Annotated in this window: 14 protein-coding genes and 7 tRNA genes; 8 read left to right on the plus strand and 13 right to left on the minus strand. The window is 70.1% G+C overall.

Annotated features, from left to right (window positions below):
• Positions 1-3: 3 nt before the first annotated feature.
• From I3F54_RS21885 to I3F54_RS21935, 11 genes are all read right to left on the minus strand, one after another.
• Positions 4-76 (minus strand) — tRNA-Glu (locus I3F54_RS21885).
• 26 nt (positions 77-102) lie between these two features.
• A tRNA-Gln gene (locus I3F54_RS21890) sits at positions 103-174 on the minus strand.
• Positions 175-208: 34 nt separating this feature from the next.
• Positions 209-281 (minus strand) — tRNA-Glu (locus I3F54_RS21895).
• Between the two features lie 26 nt (positions 282-307).
• Positions 308-379 (minus strand) — tRNA-Gln (locus I3F54_RS21900).
• A 34-nt stretch (positions 380-413) separates the two neighbouring features.
• Positions 414-486: transfer RNA gene (locus tag I3F54_RS21905), tRNA-Glu, on the minus strand.
• Between the two features lie 30 nt (positions 487-516).
• Positions 517-589, minus strand: a tRNA-Glu gene (locus I3F54_RS21910).
• A gap of 39 nt (positions 590-628) precedes the next feature.
• Positions 629-700, minus strand: a tRNA-Gln gene (locus I3F54_RS21915).
• Between the two features lie 92 nt (positions 701-792).
• Entirely contained in the window at positions 793-1,524 is a 732-nt protein-coding gene (locus I3F54_RS21920; RefSeq protein ID WP_240120544.1) for an HAD family hydrolase, read from the minus strand.
• A 205-nt stretch (positions 1,525-1,729) separates the two neighbouring features.
• Positions 1,730-3,214 (minus strand): glutamate--tRNA ligase, encoded by a 1,485-nt coding sequence (gene gltX / locus I3F54_RS21925; RefSeq protein WP_240120545.1) that lies wholly within the window; start codon positions 3,212-3,214, stop codon positions 1,730-1,732.
• On the minus strand, positions 3,207-3,983 hold the full coding sequence (locus I3F54_RS21930; protein WP_240120546.1) for a fumarylacetoacetate hydrolase family protein: 777 nt from the start codon (positions 3,981-3,983) through the stop codon (positions 3,207-3,209). The genes gltX and I3F54_RS21930 overlap by 8 nt, the downstream gene beginning before the upstream one ends.
• Positions 3,984-4,238: 255 nt before the next feature.
• Positions 4,239-4,424, minus strand: coding sequence for a hypothetical protein (locus tag I3F54_RS21935; protein WP_240120547.1), 186 nt, complete (start codon positions 4,422-4,424; stop codon positions 4,239-4,241).
• A 608-nt stretch (positions 4,425-5,032) separates the two neighbouring features.
• On the opposite strand from I3F54_RS21935, the gene I3F54_RS21940 reads away from it, so the two are divergent.
• The 8 genes from I3F54_RS21940 to I3F54_RS21975 all read left to right on the plus strand — a co-directional run bounded on the left by I3F54_RS21940 (position 5,033) and on the right by I3F54_RS21975 (position 15,769).
• The gene (locus I3F54_RS21940) at positions 5,033-8,980 is read left to right on the plus strand and encodes a nitrate- and nitrite sensing domain-containing protein (protein ID WP_240120548.1); all 3,948 of its coding nucleotides are present in this window, start codon (positions 5,033-5,035) and stop codon (positions 8,978-8,980) included.
• Between the two features lie 9 nt (positions 8,981-8,989).
• Complete coding sequence (locus I3F54_RS21945; RefSeq protein ID WP_205384419.1) at positions 8,990-9,403, plus strand: roadblock/LC7 domain-containing protein; 414 nt, start codon at positions 8,990-8,992, stop codon at positions 9,401-9,403.
• A 118-nt stretch (positions 9,404-9,521) separates the two neighbouring features.
• A complete protein-coding gene (locus I3F54_RS21950) occupies positions 9,522-9,917 on the plus strand; it encodes a DUF742 domain-containing protein (protein ID WP_240120549.1) in 396 nt (131 codons plus the stop codon).
• Complete coding sequence (locus I3F54_RS21955; protein ID WP_240120550.1) at positions 9,898-10,473, plus strand: ATP/GTP-binding protein; 576 nt, start codon at positions 9,898-9,900, stop codon at positions 10,471-10,473. The genes I3F54_RS21950 and I3F54_RS21955 overlap by 20 nt, the downstream gene beginning before the upstream one ends.
• A 407-nt stretch (positions 10,474-10,880) precedes the next feature.
• Positions 10,881-14,108, plus strand: coding sequence for a nitrate- and nitrite sensing domain-containing protein (locus tag I3F54_RS21960; protein ID WP_240120551.1), 3,228 nt, complete (start codon positions 10,881-10,883; stop codon positions 14,106-14,108).
• Positions 14,109-14,118: 10 nt separating this feature from the next.
• Positions 14,119-14,532 carry a roadblock/LC7 domain-containing protein gene (locus I3F54_RS21965; protein ID WP_004983065.1) on the plus strand — a complete coding sequence of 138 codons (414 nt, stop codon included), beginning with the start codon at positions 14,119-14,121 and terminating at the stop codon, positions 14,530-14,532.
• A 99-nt stretch (positions 14,533-14,631) separates the two neighbouring features.
• Positions 14,632-15,207, plus strand: a complete 576-nt coding sequence (locus tag I3F54_RS21970; RefSeq protein ID WP_240120552.1) for a DUF742 domain-containing protein — start codon at positions 14,632-14,634, stop codon at positions 15,205-15,207.
• Entirely contained in the window at positions 15,188-15,769 is a 582-nt protein-coding gene (locus tag I3F54_RS21975) for an ATP/GTP-binding protein (protein ID WP_240120553.1), read from the plus strand. The genes I3F54_RS21970 and I3F54_RS21975 overlap by 20 nt, the downstream gene beginning before the upstream one ends.
• Positions 15,770-16,007: 238 nt before the next feature.
• On the opposite strand, the gene I3F54_RS21980 is transcribed toward I3F54_RS21975, so the two are convergent.
• Both I3F54_RS21980 and I3F54_RS21985 read right to left on the minus strand, forming a co-directional pair.
• On the minus strand, positions 16,008-16,202 hold the full coding sequence (locus I3F54_RS21980) for an acyl-CoA carboxylase subunit epsilon (RefSeq protein ID WP_240120554.1): 195 nt from the start codon (positions 16,200-16,202) through the stop codon (positions 16,008-16,010).
• A gap of 57 nt (positions 16,203-16,259) precedes the next feature.
• Entirely contained in the window at positions 16,260-17,855 is a 1,596-nt protein-coding gene (locus I3F54_RS21985) for an acyl-CoA carboxylase subunit beta (protein WP_240120555.1), read from the minus strand.
• Positions 17,856-18,020 lie beyond the last annotated feature (165 nt).

Here is an 18,020-nt window from a genome sequence, read left to right on the forward strand (position 1 = left end):
CAGTACCCCCGACCGGATTCGAACCGGCGCTACCGCCTTGAGAGGGCGGCGTGCTAGGCCGCTACACAACGGGGGCGCAGATCATGCGTTTCCGCAGATCAGCTGGTCTACCTGGACTCGAACCAAGACTAACTGAACCAGAATCAGTCGTGCTGCCAATTACACCATAGACCAAGGTGGTTCAGACCACTGAGGTCTTCACCTGCAGTACCCCCGACCGGATTCGAACCGGCGCTACCGCCTTGAGAGGGCGGCGTGCTAGGCCGCTACACAACGGGGGCGCAGATCATGCGTTTCCGCAGATCAGCTGGTCTACCTGGACTCGAACCAAGACTAACTGAACCAGAATCAGTCGTGCTGCCAATTACACCATAGACCAAGGTGGTTCAGACCACTGAGGTCTTCACCTGCAGTACCCCCGACCGGATTCGAACCGGCGCTACCGCCTTGAGAGGGCGGCGTGCTAGGCCGCTACACAACGGGGGCCCTGGCGATCCCGGGTCTCCCTGGGATCAGTACCCCCGACCGGATTCGAACCGGCGCTACCGCCTTGAGAGGGCGGCGTGCTAGGCCGCTACACAACGGGGGCTCGCGGATGGGATCCGCGGGTGCAGATGAGCTCTGCGAGCTGGCCTACCTGGACTCGAACCAAGACTAACTGAACCAGAATCAGTCGTGCTGCCAATTACACCATAGGCCACTGGAACACAACCCTGTGAGGGGTTTGTGTTCTAGTCTCTTGCGCCTGGGGTTCCGGCCTTTCGGCCTGCTCCCCTCGGCGCAGGAAGAACATTACCCGAAGGTGGACGGGGCTCCAAAACGAGTTCCCGCCCCGAGAAGGGCGGGGAGTTCGGCGAGGGAGGCGATCCGGCGCGGAGCACCGGGGCCCTCACCGAGCGTGCGGAGGCCGTCACGGTCGATCCACACCGACAGCAACCCCGCCTCGGCCGCGCCCCGCCCGTCGATCTCGGGGTGGTCACCGACGTAGGCGACCTGGTGCGGGGCGAGGGTCAGGGCGTCGCAAGCGGCGTGGAAGGCAGCCGCCTCCGGCTTGGAGACACCGAGCTCGGCGGCACACAGGATGATCTCGAAGCGGTCGTGCAGACCCAGCGTGCGCAGCTTGCGGTCCTGTACGGTGAGGCTGGAGTTGGAGAGCACGGCGTGCCGGTGGCTGGCGGCGAGGGCGTCCAGGGCGGGCAGCACGTCCGGGAAGAGGGACCAGGCCGCCTCGTAGTGACCGACGTACCGCCCGAACCACGCGTCCGCCTCGGTGTCGCTCAGCGCGGTGTCCAGGAACGTCCGCACGCGGTCCCGGCGCTGCTCCTCGAAGGTCGCCTCGCCCGCGGAGAAGCGACCCCAGTGCAGGTGGGTGGCCTCCCGCCAGCGTTCGAGAGCGTCCTCCGCGCTGCCGTACCGGTCGAGCAGCCCTTCCGCGAGCAGATGCGCGCGCATGCCGGTGCGATCCGCGTTCGTGTAGTCGAAGAGGGTGTCGTCGACGTCCCAGACCACGGCGCTGATGCTCATGACGGGACGGTATCCCGCGGTCCGTGCACATGTCCCGGGATCGGTCCGCCGGCCGGGGCAGGGGGCGGGCGGCGCAGCCCGCTCCGGCCCGGCGGCGGGCCGGCCGGCTGCCGGGTGCAAAGAGCCCGAGGGCGGCATCCGGAACCGGATGCCGCCCTCGGGCACGCGCCCGTTCAGGCGCCCGCTCTCACGCCACGCGGGCGCGTCACGCCGTCAGCCTGGCCAGCGCCGCGTCGATGCGGGCCAGCGACTTCTCCCTGCCCAGGATCTCCAGGGACTCGAACAGCGGCAGGCCGACCGTACGGCCGGTGACGGCCACGCGGACCGGGGCCTGGGCCTTGCCGAGCTTGAGGCCGTGGGCTTCGCCGGCGGCCAGGACGGCCTCCTTGAGGGAGTCGGGAGAGGTCCAGTCGGCGGCGTCGAGCCTCTCCCGCGCCGTGCGCAGGAGCGCGTCGCTGCCCTCCTTCATGGCCTTGGCCCAGCTCGCCTCGTCGAACACCGGTTCTGGCAGGAACAGGAAGTCGACGTTGCTGGTGATCTCCGACAGGACCTTCAGGCGGGTCTGCGCCTGCGGGGCGATGGCCTGCCACCTGGCCTCGTCGAAGTCCTCCGGCGCCCAGGGGGCGAACGGGGCCTTCAGCCACGGGCGGCAGCGCTCGGCGAAGTCCTTCACCTCCAGCATGCGGATGTGGTCGCCGTTGATCGCCTCGCACTTCTTCAGGTCGAAGCGGGCCGGGTTCGGGTTCACGTCCGCGATGTCGAAGGCGGCGACCATCTCCTCCACGGAGAAGATGTCCTGGTCGGCGGAGAGCGACCAGCCGAGCAGGGAGAGGTAGTTCAGCAGGCCCTCGGGCAGGAAGCCCTGCTCCCGATAGAGGTTCAGGGACGCCTGGGGGTCGCGCTTGGACAGCTTCTTGTTGCCCTCGCCCATGACGTAGGGCAGGTGGCCGAAGCGCGGGGTCTCCTTCGCGACGCCCAGCTCGATCAGCGCCTTGTAGAGCGCGATCTGGCGGGGGGTGGAGGAGAGCAGGTCCTCGCCGCGCAGGACGTGGGTGATCTCCATCAGCGCGTCGTCGACGGGGTTCACCAGCGTGTAGAGCGGGGCGCCGTTGGCACGGACGATGCCGAAGTCCGGCACGTTCTCCGGGGTGAACGTCAGCTCGCCGCGGACCAGGTCGGTGAAGGCGATCGTCTCGTCGGGCATGCGGAAGCGGACGATGGGCGCGCGGCCCTCGGCCCGGTACTGCCCGACCTGCGCCTCGGTCAGCCCGCGGCAGTGGCCGTCGTAGCCGGAGGGACGGCCGGCGGCGCGGGCGGCCTCGCGACGGCTGTCCAGCTCCTCCTGGGAGCAGTAGCAGTGGTAGGCGTGACCGCTGTCGAGGAGCTTGGCGGCGACGTCCTTGTAGAGGTCCATGCGCTGCGACTGGCGGTACGGCGCGTGCGGGCCGCCGACCTCGGGGCCCTCGTCCCAGTCGAAGCCCAGCCAGCGCATCGCGTCGAGCAGCTGGTGGTACGACTCCTCGGAGTCGCGGGCCGCGTCGGTGTCCTCGATGCGGAAGACCAGGGTGCCCCCGTGGTGCCGCGCGAACGCCCAGTTGAACAGGGCGGTGCGGACCAGTCCCACGTGGGGGTTGCCGGTGGGCGACGGACAGAAACGGACGCGGACGGAGGAGCCGGGTGCGCTAGCCACGCTGTACGACCTTGTTGGTGAGAGTGCCGATGCCTTGGATGGTGACGGCGACCTCGTCGCCGACGTCGAGGGGTCCCACCCCGGCCGGGGTACCGGTGAGGACGACATCGCCCGGGAGCAGCGTCATGGCCTCGGTGATGTTGACGATCAGGTCCTCGACGGAGTGGATCATGTCGCTCGTGCGGCCCAGCTGGCGCTGGAGGCCGTTGACGGTGAGCTGGATGGTCAGGTCCGAGGGGTCCAGGTCCGTCTCCACCCAGGGACCCAGCGGGCAGGCGGTGTCGAACCCCTTGGCCCGCGCCCACTGCTTCTCGCGGCGCTGCACGTCGCGGGCGGTGACGTCGATGGCGCAGGTGTAGCCGAGGACGACGTCGCGGACGCGGTCGCGGGGCACCTCGCGGCACATGCGGCCGATGACGACGGCCAGCTCGGCCTCGTGCTGGAGGTCCTCGGTGAACGAGGGGTAGCGGATCTCGTCGCCGGGGCCGATCACGGAGGTGGACGGCTTGAAGAAGGCGAACGGGGCGTCGGGCACCTCGTTGCCCAGCTCCCTCGCGTGGTCGGCGTAGTTGCGGCCGAAGGCGACGACCTTGTTGGGCAGCACCGGCGGCAGGAGCCTGACCTTGCTCAGCGGCACCTTCGTGCCGGAGAGCTCGAAGTCCGCGAACGGGATGCCCTTGATGATGTCGAGGACGAGTTCGTCCGGCTTGTCGCCTTCGACCACGCCGAAGGCGACGTTCCCGTCGATGGAGAACCTGGCGATGCGCACGGGATCCTGGCGCCCCTTAACTGTGTCACTGAGCTGGCTGGAGTCTGACGCTCCAGGCTAACGCGGGCGTGGGCGGTGGATCGCGCGCACTACGCCGTCGCGGGCCCGGTGCGCCCGCCGTCACACGGCGCCCCGCGCCGTGTCCGGGATCCGGTCACGCCGAAGGGCGCCCGCCGGTGACGGGCGCCCTTCGTACGGCGCGAGGTGGCCGCGTTGAGTGGATCGCGGTCCGCTTGCGTATCCCGTGGTACGAGGTCACTGCGCGGCGGCGGCGACGGGGATCTCGTCGAGGACCGTGCGCTGGGGGTTGGCGGTCTGGGCGGGGAGTTCGGCGGGGTGCTCCGGCCGCTCCGGCCGCTGGAGCTCTCCGGCGTCCTCAAGGTGGGCCAGCGTCGTGCGGCGCGGGTTGGCGATCTTGTGGAACATCGGCGTCGTCTTCACTGTGGAACTGAACCTCGTCGTGTCGGGCGCGGAAGGAATCCTGAGGCGGATCAACGTATCCCACAGGCGCGCGGTTACCAGGCCGTTGCATTCTGTAAAGCGTCAGGTTAAACGCGCGGATTCCCACGCAGGGCGCGGAGCGTGCATGACTCGGGTGTGAGTTTGCTCACGAGTCGAGACTCAAACCGGTCAATTCAGACCCCGCGCCGAATTCTGCGAAACGGACATTTCTCCCCTGAAGCCCTTATTCCGCTCCTGATCATGGCGACTGGGACACCGGGCACCCCTCCGCGACTCGCCCCGATTGAACCGATTCGCACAGGAACATATTCCACGCCAGGTAACGCATCGGTCACAGGTCGTCACGGAGGTCACAGCCTGGCTCACGAGCCTTGTTGGAGATCCTGCACTGTGCTGGAATGCCACGGACCGCCGCGGGATGGATCCGGCGCGCTGGGGCGCAACGCAGCGCCGAGTGGCGGCGGGAAGGGGGAGCCAGCGCCGGTCACTCAGACCACCCGAGGGGCGTGTTCAGGACGCTCCCCACAACGCCGACACCGCTTCTCCGTTCACCCGGAGGGGCGCCTGGTCCAGAGGTTGCGACGCTAGTGCAGGGACGTTTCAAGAGGGATGGCAGCGCTTCGGCGGAGCCGGAGCCGCACGGCGGGACTGGCCCGATGGCCGTCAGCTCCTCGCCCCAGCACGCCCAGAACCCGGGCCCGAACCCGTCCGGCGACGCCGGCGAGCGCTCCGGCAGGCCCGGCGCGCCCGCGCCGTCACCGGCCCCCGCGCCCGCCCCCGCCGCCCCCGCGGCGAAGGCGCCGAAGACCCCCACGGGCCCCGGCCCGCGAATAGCCCTGCGCAACTGGCGCATCTCCACCCGCCTGGTGTCGCTGCTCGCGCTGCCCGTGGTCGCTGCCACCACGCTCGGCGCGCTGCGCATCAGCGGCTCCATGGACGAGATCCAGCAGCTCGACAACATGAAGCTGCTGACGGAGATGACCAAGCAGGCCACCGAGCTGGCCGCCGCGCTCCAGGAGGAGCGCGACCAGTCGGCCGGCCCGCTGGCCCACAAGGGCAAGGCGACCGACTACACGGTCACCGGCTACCGCAACCGCACGGACCGGGCCAAGGAGAGCTTCCTCAACGCCTCCGAGGCGGTCGACACCGCGAGCAACGACGGCAACCTCCAGGGTGTCCGCGACAGCGTCATCGGCATCGCCCGCGACCTGAACACCCTGAGCAAGATCCGCTCCGAGGCCTACGGCGACCAGGGCAACTCCACCCAGACGGTGGAGGCCTACCACCGCCTCATCACCCACCTGCTGGACCTCTCGCAGGACATGGCCGAGGCCACCAGCAACCCGGAGATGATCCAGCGCACCCGCGCCCTGGCGGCGTTCTCCTCCGCCAAGGAGTACGCGTCCGTGCAGCGCGCCGTCATCGCCGCCGCACTGCCCGCGAACAACACCACCTACGGTGACCTCTCCGAGAACGACCGGGCCTACGCCTCGTCGGCCCTGGACGGGCAGAAGTCGGATCTGAGCACCTTCCGCAGCATCTACGGCACCGAGAAGGCCGAGGAGCTGCTCAAGCCCATCGACCAGGGCAACCCGACCATCGAGGCCACCGACCTGTACGCCACCCGCGTGCTCAGCGGCACCGGCGGTCTGAAGAAGCTCGACAAGCGCTCCTACCGGGACTGGGTGGACGACAGCTCCACCAAGATCCAGCAGATGAAGAACATCGAGCACACGCTGCTGGAGGAGATGGAGCAGAAGGCGCGTGCCCTGCGGTCCGCGTCCGAGCGCGAGGCGATCATCTCCGGTGCGCTCATCCTGCTCGTCCTCGGTGTCTCGCTGGTCGGCGCCTTCATCGTGGCCCGCTCCATGATCCGCTCGCTGCGCCGCCTGCAGGAGACCGCGACCAAGGTCGCCCAGGACCGTCTGCCCGAGCTGGTCAAGCAGCTCTCCGAGTCCGACCCGCAGGACGTCGACACGTCCGTGGAGTCGGTCGGTGTGCACTCCCGGGACGAGATCGGCCAGGTGGCCGCGGCCTTCGACGACGTGCACCGCGAGGCGGTCCGCCTCGCCGCCGAGCAGGCCCTGCTGCGGGGCAACGTCAACGCGATGTTCACCAACCTCTCGCGCCGCTCCCAGGGTCTGATCCAGCGCCAGCTCTCCCTCATCTCCGAGCTGGAGTCCCGCGAGGCCGACCCGGACCAGCTGTCCTCGCTGTTCAAGCTCGACCACCTCGCGACACGCATGCGCCGTAACGGTGAGAACCTCCTCGTCCTCGCGGGTGAGGAGCCCGGCCGCCGCTGGACCCGCCCGGTCCCGCTGGTCGACGTGCTCCGCGCCGCCGCGTCCGAGGTGGAGCAGTACGAGCGCATCGAGCTGGCCGCCGTGCCCGCCACCGAGGTCGCCGGCCGGGTCGTCAACGACCTCGTGCACCTGCTCGCCGAGCTGCTGGAGAACGCCACCTCCTTCTCCTCGCCGCAGACCAAGGTCAAGGTCACCGGTCACGCGCTGCCCGACGGGCGCGTGCTGATCGAGATCCACGACACCGGCATCGGCCTCTCCCCCGAGGACCTCGCGGCGATCAACGAGCGGCTCGCCTCGCCGCCCACCGTGGACGTCTCCGTCTCCCGCCGCATGGGTCTCTTCGTGGTCGGCCGGCTGTCGCAGCGCCACGGCATCCGCATCCAGCTGCGTCCGTCGGACTCCGGTGGCACGACCGCGCTGGTCATGCTGCCCGTGGACGTCGCCCAGGGCGGCAAGAAGCCGCAGGGCAAGCCCGGTCAGGGCGGCTCCGGCGGCCCGGCCGCCGCGCAGGCCGCCGCCGGCGCCGCCGCGGCGCGCCGCCAGGCCAGCCAGAGCGGCGGTGCGCTGGGGGCCGGTGCACCCGATGCCGCCGGCCTCGGAGCGGGCCAGGGCCCGCGGGCCGCACTGCCCGGCCGTGACGGCGGGCGTCCCGGCGCGCCGGGTGGCACGCGCGGTCCTCAGCCGCCGCAGAACCCCCAGCAGGGCCGTCCGGCTCCGTCCGGCGCCCCGGCCGCCTTCGGTCAGACCCCGAGCGCCCCGCAGGGCTTCCAGGGTGCCGGTACCGGCGCCGCGGGGCAGCCGATGCAGGGCGGGGGTGCTCCGGCCCAGGAGCAGGACGCCTTCGGTGCTGTGCGCGGCCCGGTACCCGCGCAGCGCGGCAACGACAACCAGGGCCCTGCCCGGGGCGACCAGGGCCGCCGCGGCCGTCAGCCGCAGCTGCCGCCGCGTGGCGGCCCGCGGGCCGAGCTGCCCGGCGGCGACGCGCAGCAGCGCACGCCCAGCTGGAGTGACGACGACGCGCAGCCGTCCGTGCCGCGCGCCTCGCTGGACGTCCCCCGCGGCCACGAGGAGCCGGACGTCGCACAGACCTCGCAGCTGCCGCGCCTCGACAACCCCCAGGGTCCGGGCGCGACCGCGGAGATCCCGGCGATCGGGCGGAACGACGACCGGCAGACTGCCGCCGGCGCCTCGGAGTACGGCCGCCCGGACTTCGACTCACCGGCGTCCGCCGACCACGGCGGCAACGACCAGTTCGTGCGCTCGGACGTCTTCGGTTCCGCGGGCGGCCAGAGCGGCCCGGCGTCGACCGGCCAGTTCGAGCGCCCCCAGGGCTACGACAACAGCTCCACCGGCCAGTTCGACGCCCCGCAGGGCTACGACAACAGCTCCACCGGCCAGTTCGACGCCCCGCAGGGGTACGACAACGGCTCCACCGGCCAGTTCCAGCGTCCCCAGGCCTACGACAACGGCTCCACCGGCCAGTTCCAGCGGCCCCGGGCCTACGACAACGGCTCCACCGGCCAGTTCGACGCCTCACAGGGGTACGGCAACGGCTCCACCGGCCAGTTCGACGTCCCGCAGGGGTACGGCAACGGCCGCACGGGCCAGTTCGACGCCCAGGGCCAGAACTCGTCGTCGACCGGTCAGCACGCCCTGCCCGGCCGCCAGGACGGGCCGGGCACCGGCCGCTTCGACCGCCAGCAGACCGGCGGCTACGGCTACCCGCAGCCGGCCGCGCCGCAGCGGCCCGAGCGTCCGGGGCCGGAGGCTCTGCCGCCGGCAGCCGGCCCGGGCGACGGTCGTACCCCGCTGTTCGACACGCTGGAGACGAACTGGTTCCGCGGTGGCCGCGGCGGCGAAGCCGCCCAGCCGCAGCAGGGCGGTCCGGCACCGGCCTCGCAGCAGACGCCGGCGGCCCCGCAGCAGCCGCCCGCGGGATCCGGTTGGCGCTCCTCGCCCAACGATGATCTCGTCCGGCAGGCGGAGCGGGTGCGCCAGCCCGCCTCGGGCGGGGTGACGACGTCCGGTCTGCCGCGGCGCGTGCCCCGGGCCAACCTCGTTCCCGGCACGGCCCAGCAGCAACAGCAGCAGAACGGTCCGCAGGTCTCGCGCGCGCCCCAGGACGTACGCGGCCGGCTGACCAATCTCCGTCGGGGCATCGCACAGGGCCGTCAGGCCAACAACGGCCAGACGGGCAGTTTTCCGAGCCCCACTCACCAGCAGGAGCGTTAGTTGAGCCAGATGAGCCAAGCGGCACAAAATCTCAACTGGTTGATCACGAATTTCGTGGACAACACCCCCGGGGTGTCCCACACCGTCGTCGTGTCCGCCGACGGTCTGCTGCTGGCGATGTCGGAGGGCTTTCCCCGCGACCGCGCCGATCAGCTGGCGGCGGTCGCCTCCGGTCTGACGTCGCTGACCGCGGGTGCCTCTCGGATCTTCGAGGGCGGCAGCGTGAACCAGACGGTCGTGGAGATGGAGCGGGGATTCCTCTTCATCATGTCCGTCTCCGACGGCTCCTCGCTGGCCGTCCTCGCGCATCCGGAGTGCGACATCGGCCTCGTCGGCTACGAGATGGCGCTCCTGGTCGACCGTGCGGGTGCGGTGCTCACGCCGGACCTGCGCGCCGAGCTCCAAGGAAGTCTGCTTCACTGACCGGCTCAGGATCCACCCGTCTCACCACACCACCGTCCGGCCGCCACGATCCCCCCACCGGCCTCGTCAGACGGCACGACCGCGACTCGCTCGACCTGCTGTCCCGCCCGGAGGATTCATGACCCCGCCCACCGTCCCTCATGATCCGTACGCCGAGTCGTACGAGGAAGAGGGCGACCAGCCGCTGGTCAGGCCCTACGCCATGACCGGCGGCCGGACCAGGCCGCGCTACCAGCTCGCCATCGAGGCGCTGATCAGCACCACCGCCGACCCAACGGCGCTCATGGGGCTGCTGCCCGAGCACCAGCGGATCTGCCACCTGTGCCGCGAGGTCAAGTCGGTGGCCGAGGTCTCGGCCCTGCTGAACATGCCGCTCGGGGTCGCCCGGATCCTGGTCGCGGACCTCGCCGAGGCCGGTCTCGTCGCGGTCCATCAGCCGGGTGGCGACGAGGCGACCGGCGCTCCGGACGTGACACTGCTCGAAAGGGTGCTCAGTGGACTTCGCAAGCTCTGAATCTTCGCGCTCCACCACCTCCGCGAAGATCGTGGTGGCGGGCGGCTTCGGCGTGGGCAAGACCACGTTCGTCGGCGCCGTCTCGGAGATCAACCCGCTGCGCACAGAGGCCGTCATGACGTCCGCGAGTGCGGGCATCGACGACCTGACCCACACCGGGGACAAGACCACCACCACGGTGGCCATGGACTTCGGCCGCATCACCCTGGACCAGGACCTGATCCTCTACCTGTTCGGCACCCCCGGACAGGACCGCTTCTGGTTCATGTGGGACGACCTCGTGCGCGGCGCCATCGGCGCGGTCGTCCTCGTGGACACCCGCCGGCTGGCCGACTGCTTCCCGGCCGTCGACTACTTCGAGAACAGCGGACTGCCCTTCGTCATCGCCCTCAACGGCTTCGACGGACACCAGCCCTACCAACCCGACGAAGTACGCGAGGCACTCCAGATCGGCCCCGACACCCCCATCATCACCACCGACGCACGCCACCGCGCCGACGCCAAGTCCGCGCTGATCACACTGGTCGAGCACGCCCTGATGGCACGCCTGCGGTAGCGCAATCGGCCGTTTTCATACGGTAGTTGTCGTAGAGCTTTCGGAGCCGGCTGTGGCTTTTGACACGGCCGGCTCCGGTGTTCATAACAGTTCGGCAGAGGAATCCCGCAGATCCGCCACGCGTCGCGGTCGTGCGGTGCCGCTGTGCGCACGGATGCCCCGTCTTTTGGCGGGGCTCGCTCTTTATGACCGTTTTATCTGGGGCTTACATCACGCCCGATCCGCTCCGCGCAGTGTTTGGAAGAGCGCAGGTCGACGTGCTGGAATGCCTGAACTGCCCAATAGTCAATGACGTACTACCGGTCGACGTACTCCTGGTCGTCGCCCACAGGGTCGTCGGCGACGGAACGGGCTCTGAGACACTGCGGCACGACATTGGTGCCGACCGCCGAGAGGTTGTTGGTCGAGTGAGGCGAAGCAAGAACGGTCCCGGGCCGGCGGCGCGGGGCAACTTCACCCCGCCGCCGCGCGGAGCGGCGCCCGCCCCTGCGTCCGGCTCGGAACCGGCAGCCGCACCCGCACCGAGCGGCGGTCATCTCTCCCCACGCAACTGGCGGGTGCCGACCCGGCTGAACGCGATCCTGCTCATACCCGTGCTGGTCGGCCTCGTCATGGGCGGCTTCCAGGTGAAGAGCTCGATCGACACCTGGCAGGAGGCCGAGGACGCCGAGAACGTCGCGCTCCTCGTCCGCGCCGCCGACGACTACGGCAACGCCCTGCTGGACGAGCGCGACCTCACCGCCTCCGACCTCCTCCAGGGCAAGGGCACCACGGAGACCGTCAAGCAGCTGCGGGCGGCCACCGACTCGGCCAAGGACACGTTCGACCAGGCGGCCCAGAACGTGCCGCACACGGCGGCTCTCGACCGCCGCATGCAGCTCTTCCGCTCCAACGAGTCCAAGCTGGAGGCGCTGCGCCAGGCGGCCTACGGCAAGACGATGGACCCGGTGAAGACCGAAGAGGGCTACGTCACCGTCCAGCACTCCCTGATGGAGTTCGCCAACGAGCTGGGCCTGGGCACGGGCAACGTCACCTCCTACGGCCGGACCGTCTACGCCGTCTCACTGGCGAAGGCCGCCGTCTCGCTCCAGCGCTCCATCGGCGTGCACATGCTGGTGCGGCCCAGCTCGAAGGAGGCGGTGACACGCCAGCAGAGCAGCTCGCTGGTGTCCTACCGCTACCTGGAGGGCATCGCCGTCAACGAGTTCGTCTCCGCGGCCACGCAGGACGACGTCGACCGGCTCAACAAGATCATGGAGGCCCAGCGCAAGAAGGTCGGTGACACCGGCACCGCCGTCGGCGCCGGTGACAGCTCCTCGACGCAGGGCGGCGCCTACACCGCCATGCCGGCCGCGGACGCCATGCTCCAGGGCATCGCCGCGGGCAGCTTCACCTCCGACGAGCTGGCCGCCAAGGGCGTGACCGAGAAGTCCTGGCTGGCCGCGTCCACCGCCAAGTTCGACGGCTACCGCGAGGTCGAGACCGACCTGGTGAACAAGGCCGTGTCCGACGCGCAGGACGTTGCCGACGGAGCCAAGCGCGACGCGCTGATCACCGGTGCCGCCGTCGTGGTCGCCCTGCTCGCCGCGTTCATCCTGGCCGGCATGGTGGCCCGCCAGATGAGCCGCTCGATGCGCCAGCTGCGCAACGCCGCCTTCGGTATCGCCGAGCAGCGCCTGCCGATGCTGGTCGACCAGCTCTCGCGCACCGACCCCGGCCGCGTCGACACCCGGGTCGCCCCGATCCCGATCACCACCACCGACGAGATCGGCGAGGTCGCCCGCGCCTTCGACCAGGTCCACCGCGAGGCCGTCCGGCTCGCCGCCGAACAGGCCCTGCTGCGGGGCAACATCAACGCGATCTTCACCAACCTCTCGCGCCGCAACCAGTCGCTGATCGAGGGCCAGCTGACCCTCATCACCGACCTGGAGAACAACGAGGCCGACCCGGACCAGCTGGAGAACCTCTTCCGGCTGGACCACCTGGCCACCCGCATGCGCCGCAACGGCGAGAACCTCCTCATTCTCGCGGGCGAGGAGCCCGGCCGCCGCTGGGACCAGCCGGTCCCGCTGGTGGACGTGCTCCGCGCGGCATCCTCCGAGGTGGAACAGTACGAGCGCATCGAGCTGTCCGGCATCCCCGAGGCGGAGATCCACGGCCGCGCGGTCACCGACCTCGTGCACCTGCTCGCGGAGCTGCTGGAGAACGCGACGACGTTCTCGTCCCCGCAGACCAAGGTCCGCGTCACCGCGACCCGTCTCCCCGATGGCCGCGTCATGGTCGAGATCCACGACAAGGGTATCGGCCTGACCGCCGAGGACTTCGCGGACATCAACCACAAGCTGGCCAACCCGCCGACCGTGGACGCCGCGATCTCCCAGCGCATGGGCCTGTTCGTGGTCGGCCGGCTGTCCGACCGGCACGGCATCCGGGTCCAGCTGCGCCCCTCCGGCGAGCAGGCCGGAACGACCTCGCTGGTCATGCTGCCGGACGCGATCACGCACGGTGGTGGCGGCGAAGCGACCCTGGAACGCGACGAGTTCACGGTCTCGCAGATGATCCCGCAGCAGCACTTCCAGGGCGAGGACTTCAACCAGCCCCAGCCCATGCGCACCGCGGCCGAACTCGGCTTCGACGACAGCCGCTACGCGGAGGTCCCCGACGACATCCGGGATCTCGACCCGGTGGGCCGCTCCCTGATGCGCGAGGAGCGCCGGGCGGCGCTGGAGGCCCAGACCCATCCGCAGCCGGACCAGCACGCGTCCCAGGCCCAGGCGCCTTCGTACGCCGACGGCTTCGACCCGGGGCAGCAGAACAACTACGGCGAGCAGGAACACGCGTCGTACGACGGGCAGACGGCGTACGAGGAACAGCAGCACCAGGCGGACTACGGCGAGCCGCAGCAGCCGGCGTACGACGACCCGTACTTCGGCCAGAACGGCGGTCTGCCGCAGAACGACGGTTTCTCGTCCGGTGGCTACCCGGAGCCGTCATATGCGGAGCCGACCCAGGAGGAGTCCGCGTCGTCGCACGGTGCTGCGGCGGAGGGCTACCCCGGCCTGGACAGGCAGTCCTACCAGGACGACTGGCCGCAGAACAACGGCTACCGGAACGGCTACCCGGACGAGTACGCTCCGGAAGCGGAATCTGCGCAGGCCGCTGACGCAGGTGAGCGGGACAGCGTAGGCTTCGACCGTCCTGGAGCGGCTGCTTCCGCCGGCCACGACCTGACGGACGCCGGGCTTCCCCGCCGCGGATCCTTCGCGGGCGGTACGAACGGCGCCTCCGGGCACGTGCAGGCGGAGACGCCGGGTTCCGTTCCGGACGACGGCGGCGACAACGGCGGCTGGCGGTCGGCGAACGACGATCGCTGGCAGCAGGCCTCGCAGCTTCGGAAGCCCAAGGCAGGCGGGGTAACCGCCTCGGGCCTGCCGCGGCGGGTGCCCAAGGCCAACCTGGTCGAGGGTTCCGCCACATCCACCCCCCAGGGAGGCCCACAGGTCTCCCGCGCCCCGGAAGACGTCCGGGGCAGGCTGAGCAACCTGCGTCGGGGCGTCCAGCGCGGACGCAGCGCAGGCAGTGAAACGAACGGCCAGGGCTTCGGTCCTGACAGCACCTACGACCAGGAGCGTTAGTGTGAGCCCGATGAGCCAGGCGGCACAGAACCTGAACTGGTTGATCACCAACTTCGTGGACAACACCCCGGGGGTGTCCCACACGGTGGTGGTCTCCGCCGACGGACTCCTTCTGGCGATGTCCGAAGGCTTTCCGCGCGACCGCGCCGACCAACTGGCGGCCGTCGCATCCGGTCTGACCTCACTGACCGCCGGTGCCTCTCGGATCTTCGAGGGCGGCAGCGTGAACCAGACGGTTGTGGAGATGGAGCGGGGATTCCTCTTCATCATGTCCATCTCCGACGGTTCGTCGCTCGCGGTCCTCGCACACCCGGAGGCGGACATCGGTCTCATTGGGTACGAGATGGCCCTTCTGGTGGACCGGGCCGGCACGGTCCTGACCCCGGATCTCCGGGCGGAACTCCAGGGGAGCCTTCTCAACTAAAGGTCGGACGGTGCGGTTTGGCGTCCCGGGGCCGTAAGGTTTCGGGACGCGGCTTCCACAACGTTGGATGCCAGGCACAGTCGGAGGAGGAGAACAGAAGTGGCAACACCCCCAGGCGGTTCACAATCGGGCAATTGGTCGTACGGTCCCGCACAGGCACCGGGCGACGGTTCGGCGAACCGGTACAACTTCCCTCCCTCCGCACCCAGCCACCGGCAGCCGTACGCGCCCCAGGGTCCCGGCCCGTCGCCGTACGACCAGCCGCCGGCGCCGCGCATCCAGCCCGGGCAGCCGTACCGCCGCGCCCCCGAGCCGGCGCCCGCCGGGGCGTCCAACAACCCGTTGGTGCGTCCGTACGCCATGACCGGCGGACGGACCCGACCGCGGTACCAGCTCGCCATCGAGGCGCTGGTGCACACCACCGCGGCTCCGCACCAGATGCAGGGGCAGCTGCCCGAGCATCAGCGGATCTGCAACCTGTGCCGCGAGATCAAGTCGGTGGCCGAGATCTCGGCCCTGCTGACGATCCCTCTCGGCGTGGCCAGGATCCTCGTCGCCGACTTGGCGGAGGCGGGCCTGGTCGCCATCCATCAGCCCGGCGGCGACGAGAGCGCCGGCGGCCAGCCAGACGTGACACTGCTCGAAAGGGTGCTCAGTGGACTTCGCAAGCTCTAGCGGCGGTCCTTCCCGCTCCACCACCTCCGCGAAGATCGTGGTGGCGGGCGGCTTCGGCGTGGGCAAGACCACGTTCGTCGGCGCCGTCTCGGAGATCAACCCGCTGCGCACAGAGGCCGTCATGACGTCCGCGAGTGCGGGCATCGACGACCTGACCCACACCGGGGACAAGACCACCACCACGGTGGCCATGGACTTCGGCCGCATCACCCTGGACCAGGACCTGATCCTCTACCTGTTCGGCACCCCCGGACAGGACCGCTTCTGGTTCATGTGGGACGACCTCGTGCGCGGCGCCATCGGCGCGATCGTCCTCGTGGACACCCGCCGGCTGGCCGACTGCTTCCCGGCCGTCGACTACTTCGAGAACAGCGGACTGCCCTTCGTCATCGCCCTCAACGGCTTCGACGGACACCAGCCCTACCAACCCGACGAAGTACGCGAGGCACTCCAGATCGGCCCCGACACCCCCATCATCACCACCGACGCACGCCACCGCGCCGACGCCAAGTCCGCGCTGATCACACTGGTCGAGCACGCCCTGATGGCACGCCTGCGGTAGCCGCGTCCGGACGAAGGGGCCTCTCCACACGGGAGGGGCCCCTCATGCGTGCCCGCCACCGCCCCGGCGCGGCCCGTCCGGGTTCTCTCCCCGCGGTACACCGTCCGCCCGTCCCGGTGGCCGTTCCCCGCAACGCCGAAGGGCCCCTCTCCTGTGAGAGGGGCCCTTCGGCGTTGCGGTACGGCGCTCGGCCGCCGCGGCGCCCGGTGCCGGCCGCTCCGGCGGCTGCGGGGCCGGTTCAGCGCCAGCTGTGCGGGGCGCGGAAGCCGGACTCGCGCTCCAGGCGGCGCCACCCGGCGCGCGGGCGGCCACGGTGGGAGGGAGTCGTGTCGGCGGGCCGGGCGGCGGCGCGGGCGAGCAGGATCGCCGTGATGGCGGCGACCTCCTCGGGCTCGGCGTGGCCCTTCTCGACGCGGATGTCGGGAGTGTTCATGGGTGTCAGTCTCCGGAAGAGAGGTTTCCGCGGGGGTACCGCGAAGAGTCCGCTGGGTTACTGCGGGGGGTTGCCGTGCTTGCGCGAGGGCAGGTCGGCGTGCTTCGTCTGGAGCATCGCCAGCGAGCGGATGAGCACCTCACGGGTCTCGGCCGGGTCGATCACGTCGTCGACCAGTCCGCGCTCGGCGGCGTAGTAGGGGTGCATCAGTTCCGCCTTGTACTCCTTGACCATCTTCTGCCGCATGGCCTCGGGGTCCTCGGCGTCGGCGATCTGGCGGCGGAAGATGACGTTGGCGGCGCCGTCGGCGCCCATCACGGCGATCTCGTTGGTCGGCCAGGCGTAGGTGAGGTCGGCACCGATGGACTGGCTGTCCATGACGATGTAGGCACCGCCGTACGCCTTGCGCAGGATCAGCGAGATCCGCGGCACGGTGGCGTTGCAGTAGGCGTAGAGCAGCTTGGCGCCGTGCCGGATGATGCCGCCGTGCTCCTGGTCGACGCCCGGGAGGAAGCCCGGGACGTCGAGGAACGTGACGATGGGGATGTTGAAGGCGTCGCACATCTGGACGAAGCGCGCGGCCTTCTCGCTCGCCTCGATGTCGAGCACGCCGGCCAGCGTCTGCGGCTGGTTGGCGACGATGCCGACGGCCTGGCCGTCCAGCCGGGCCAGCGCGCAGATGATGTTGCGCGCCCAGCGCTCGTGGACCTCCAGGTACTCGCCGTCGTCGACGATCTCCTCGATGACCTTGGCCATGTCGTACGGCCGGTTGCCGTCCGCCGGGACCAGGTCGAGCAGGACGTCGGAGCGGCGGTCGGCGGGGTCGGAGGTCTCCGCCTGCGGTGGGTTCTCCCGGTTGTTCTGCGGGAGGAGGGAGAGGAGGTAGCGCACCTCGGCGATGCAGGTCTCCTCGTCGTCGTAGGCGAAGTGGCATACGCCGGAGGTCTCCGCGTGGACGTCGGCGCCGCCGAGCCCGTTCTGGGTGATCTCCTCGCCGGTCACGGCCTTGACGACGTCCGGCCCCGTGATGAACATCTGCGAGGTGTCGCGGACCATGAAGACGAAGTCCGTCAGGGCCGGGCTGTAGGCGGCGCCGCCGGCGCAGGGGCCGAGCATCACACTGATCTGCGGGATGACCCCGGAGGCCTTGGTGTTGCGCTGGAAGATGCCGCCGTATCCGGCGAGCGCGGAGACGCCCTCCTGGATCCGGGCACCGGCACCGTCGTTGAGCGACACCAGCGGCGCACCGGCCGCGATGGCCATGTCCATGATCTTGTGGATCTTGGTGGCATGGGCCTCACCGAGGGCGCCGCCGAAGATGCGGAAGTCATGGGCGTAGACGAAGACCGTGCGGCCTTCGACGGTCCCCCAGCCGGTGATCACACCGTCGGTGTACGGCTTCTTCGCCTCCAGACCGAAACCGGACGCCCGGTGCCGACGCAGCTGTTCGACCTCCCGGAAGGACTCCGGGTCCAGAAGCAGCTCGATCCGCTCCCGGGCGGTGAGCTTGCCCTTGGCGTGCTGCGCCTGGGTCGCCTTCTCGCTCGGGCCGGCCAGCGCCTGGGTACGGATCTCGTGAAGCTCCGCGACCCGTCCACGCGCATCCGTCGGCTCGCCGATCGGCTCACCCGTCGTCTCTTCCAAAACGGTCATGTAGCGACCTTACGAAGCCCGCCCGGGAATGCGAGCCGTCGACTCCGTACAGTCTCGGGCGCGTTTTCCTGGTACCCCTGAACAGAACCTTCGCCGAGTGCAGGCATTCCGACTGCTCAGGGGGTCTCGGCGTTGTAGGGCTCCGACAAACCAGGGGGGTGCGAT

The sequence above is a fragment of the Streptomyces sp. MUM 2J genome (assembly GCF_022414535.1).
Classification (GTDB): domain Bacteria; phylum Actinomycetota; class Actinomycetes; order Streptomycetales; family Streptomycetaceae; genus Streptomyces.

What these genes read in the sequence shown, in the direction of transcription:
- I3F54_RS21920 (WP_240120544.1), bottom strand. Translation starts at nt 1,524, where the DNA reads ATGAGCATCAGCGCCGTGGTCTGGGACGTCGACGACACCCTCTTCGAC.
- I3F54_RS21980 (WP_240120554.1), bottom strand. Translation starts at nt 16,202, where the DNA reads ATGAACACTCCCGACATCCGCGTCGAGAAGGGCCACGCCGAGCCCGAG.
- I3F54_RS21950 (WP_240120549.1), top strand. Translation starts at nt 9,522, where the DNA reads ATGACCCCGCCCACCGTCCCTCATGATCCGTACGCCGAGTCGTACGAG.
- I3F54_RS21945 (WP_205384419.1), top strand. Translation starts at nt 8,990, where the DNA reads ATGAGCCAAGCGGCACAAAATCTCAACTGGTTGATCACGAATTTCGTG.
- I3F54_RS21965 (WP_004983065.1), top strand. Translation starts at nt 14,119, where the DNA reads ATGAGCCAGGCGGCACAGAACCTGAACTGGTTGATCACCAACTTCGTG.
- I3F54_RS21985 (WP_240120555.1), bottom strand. Translation starts at nt 17,855, where the DNA reads ATGACCGTTTTGGAAGAGACGACGGGTGAGCCGATCGGCGAGCCGACG.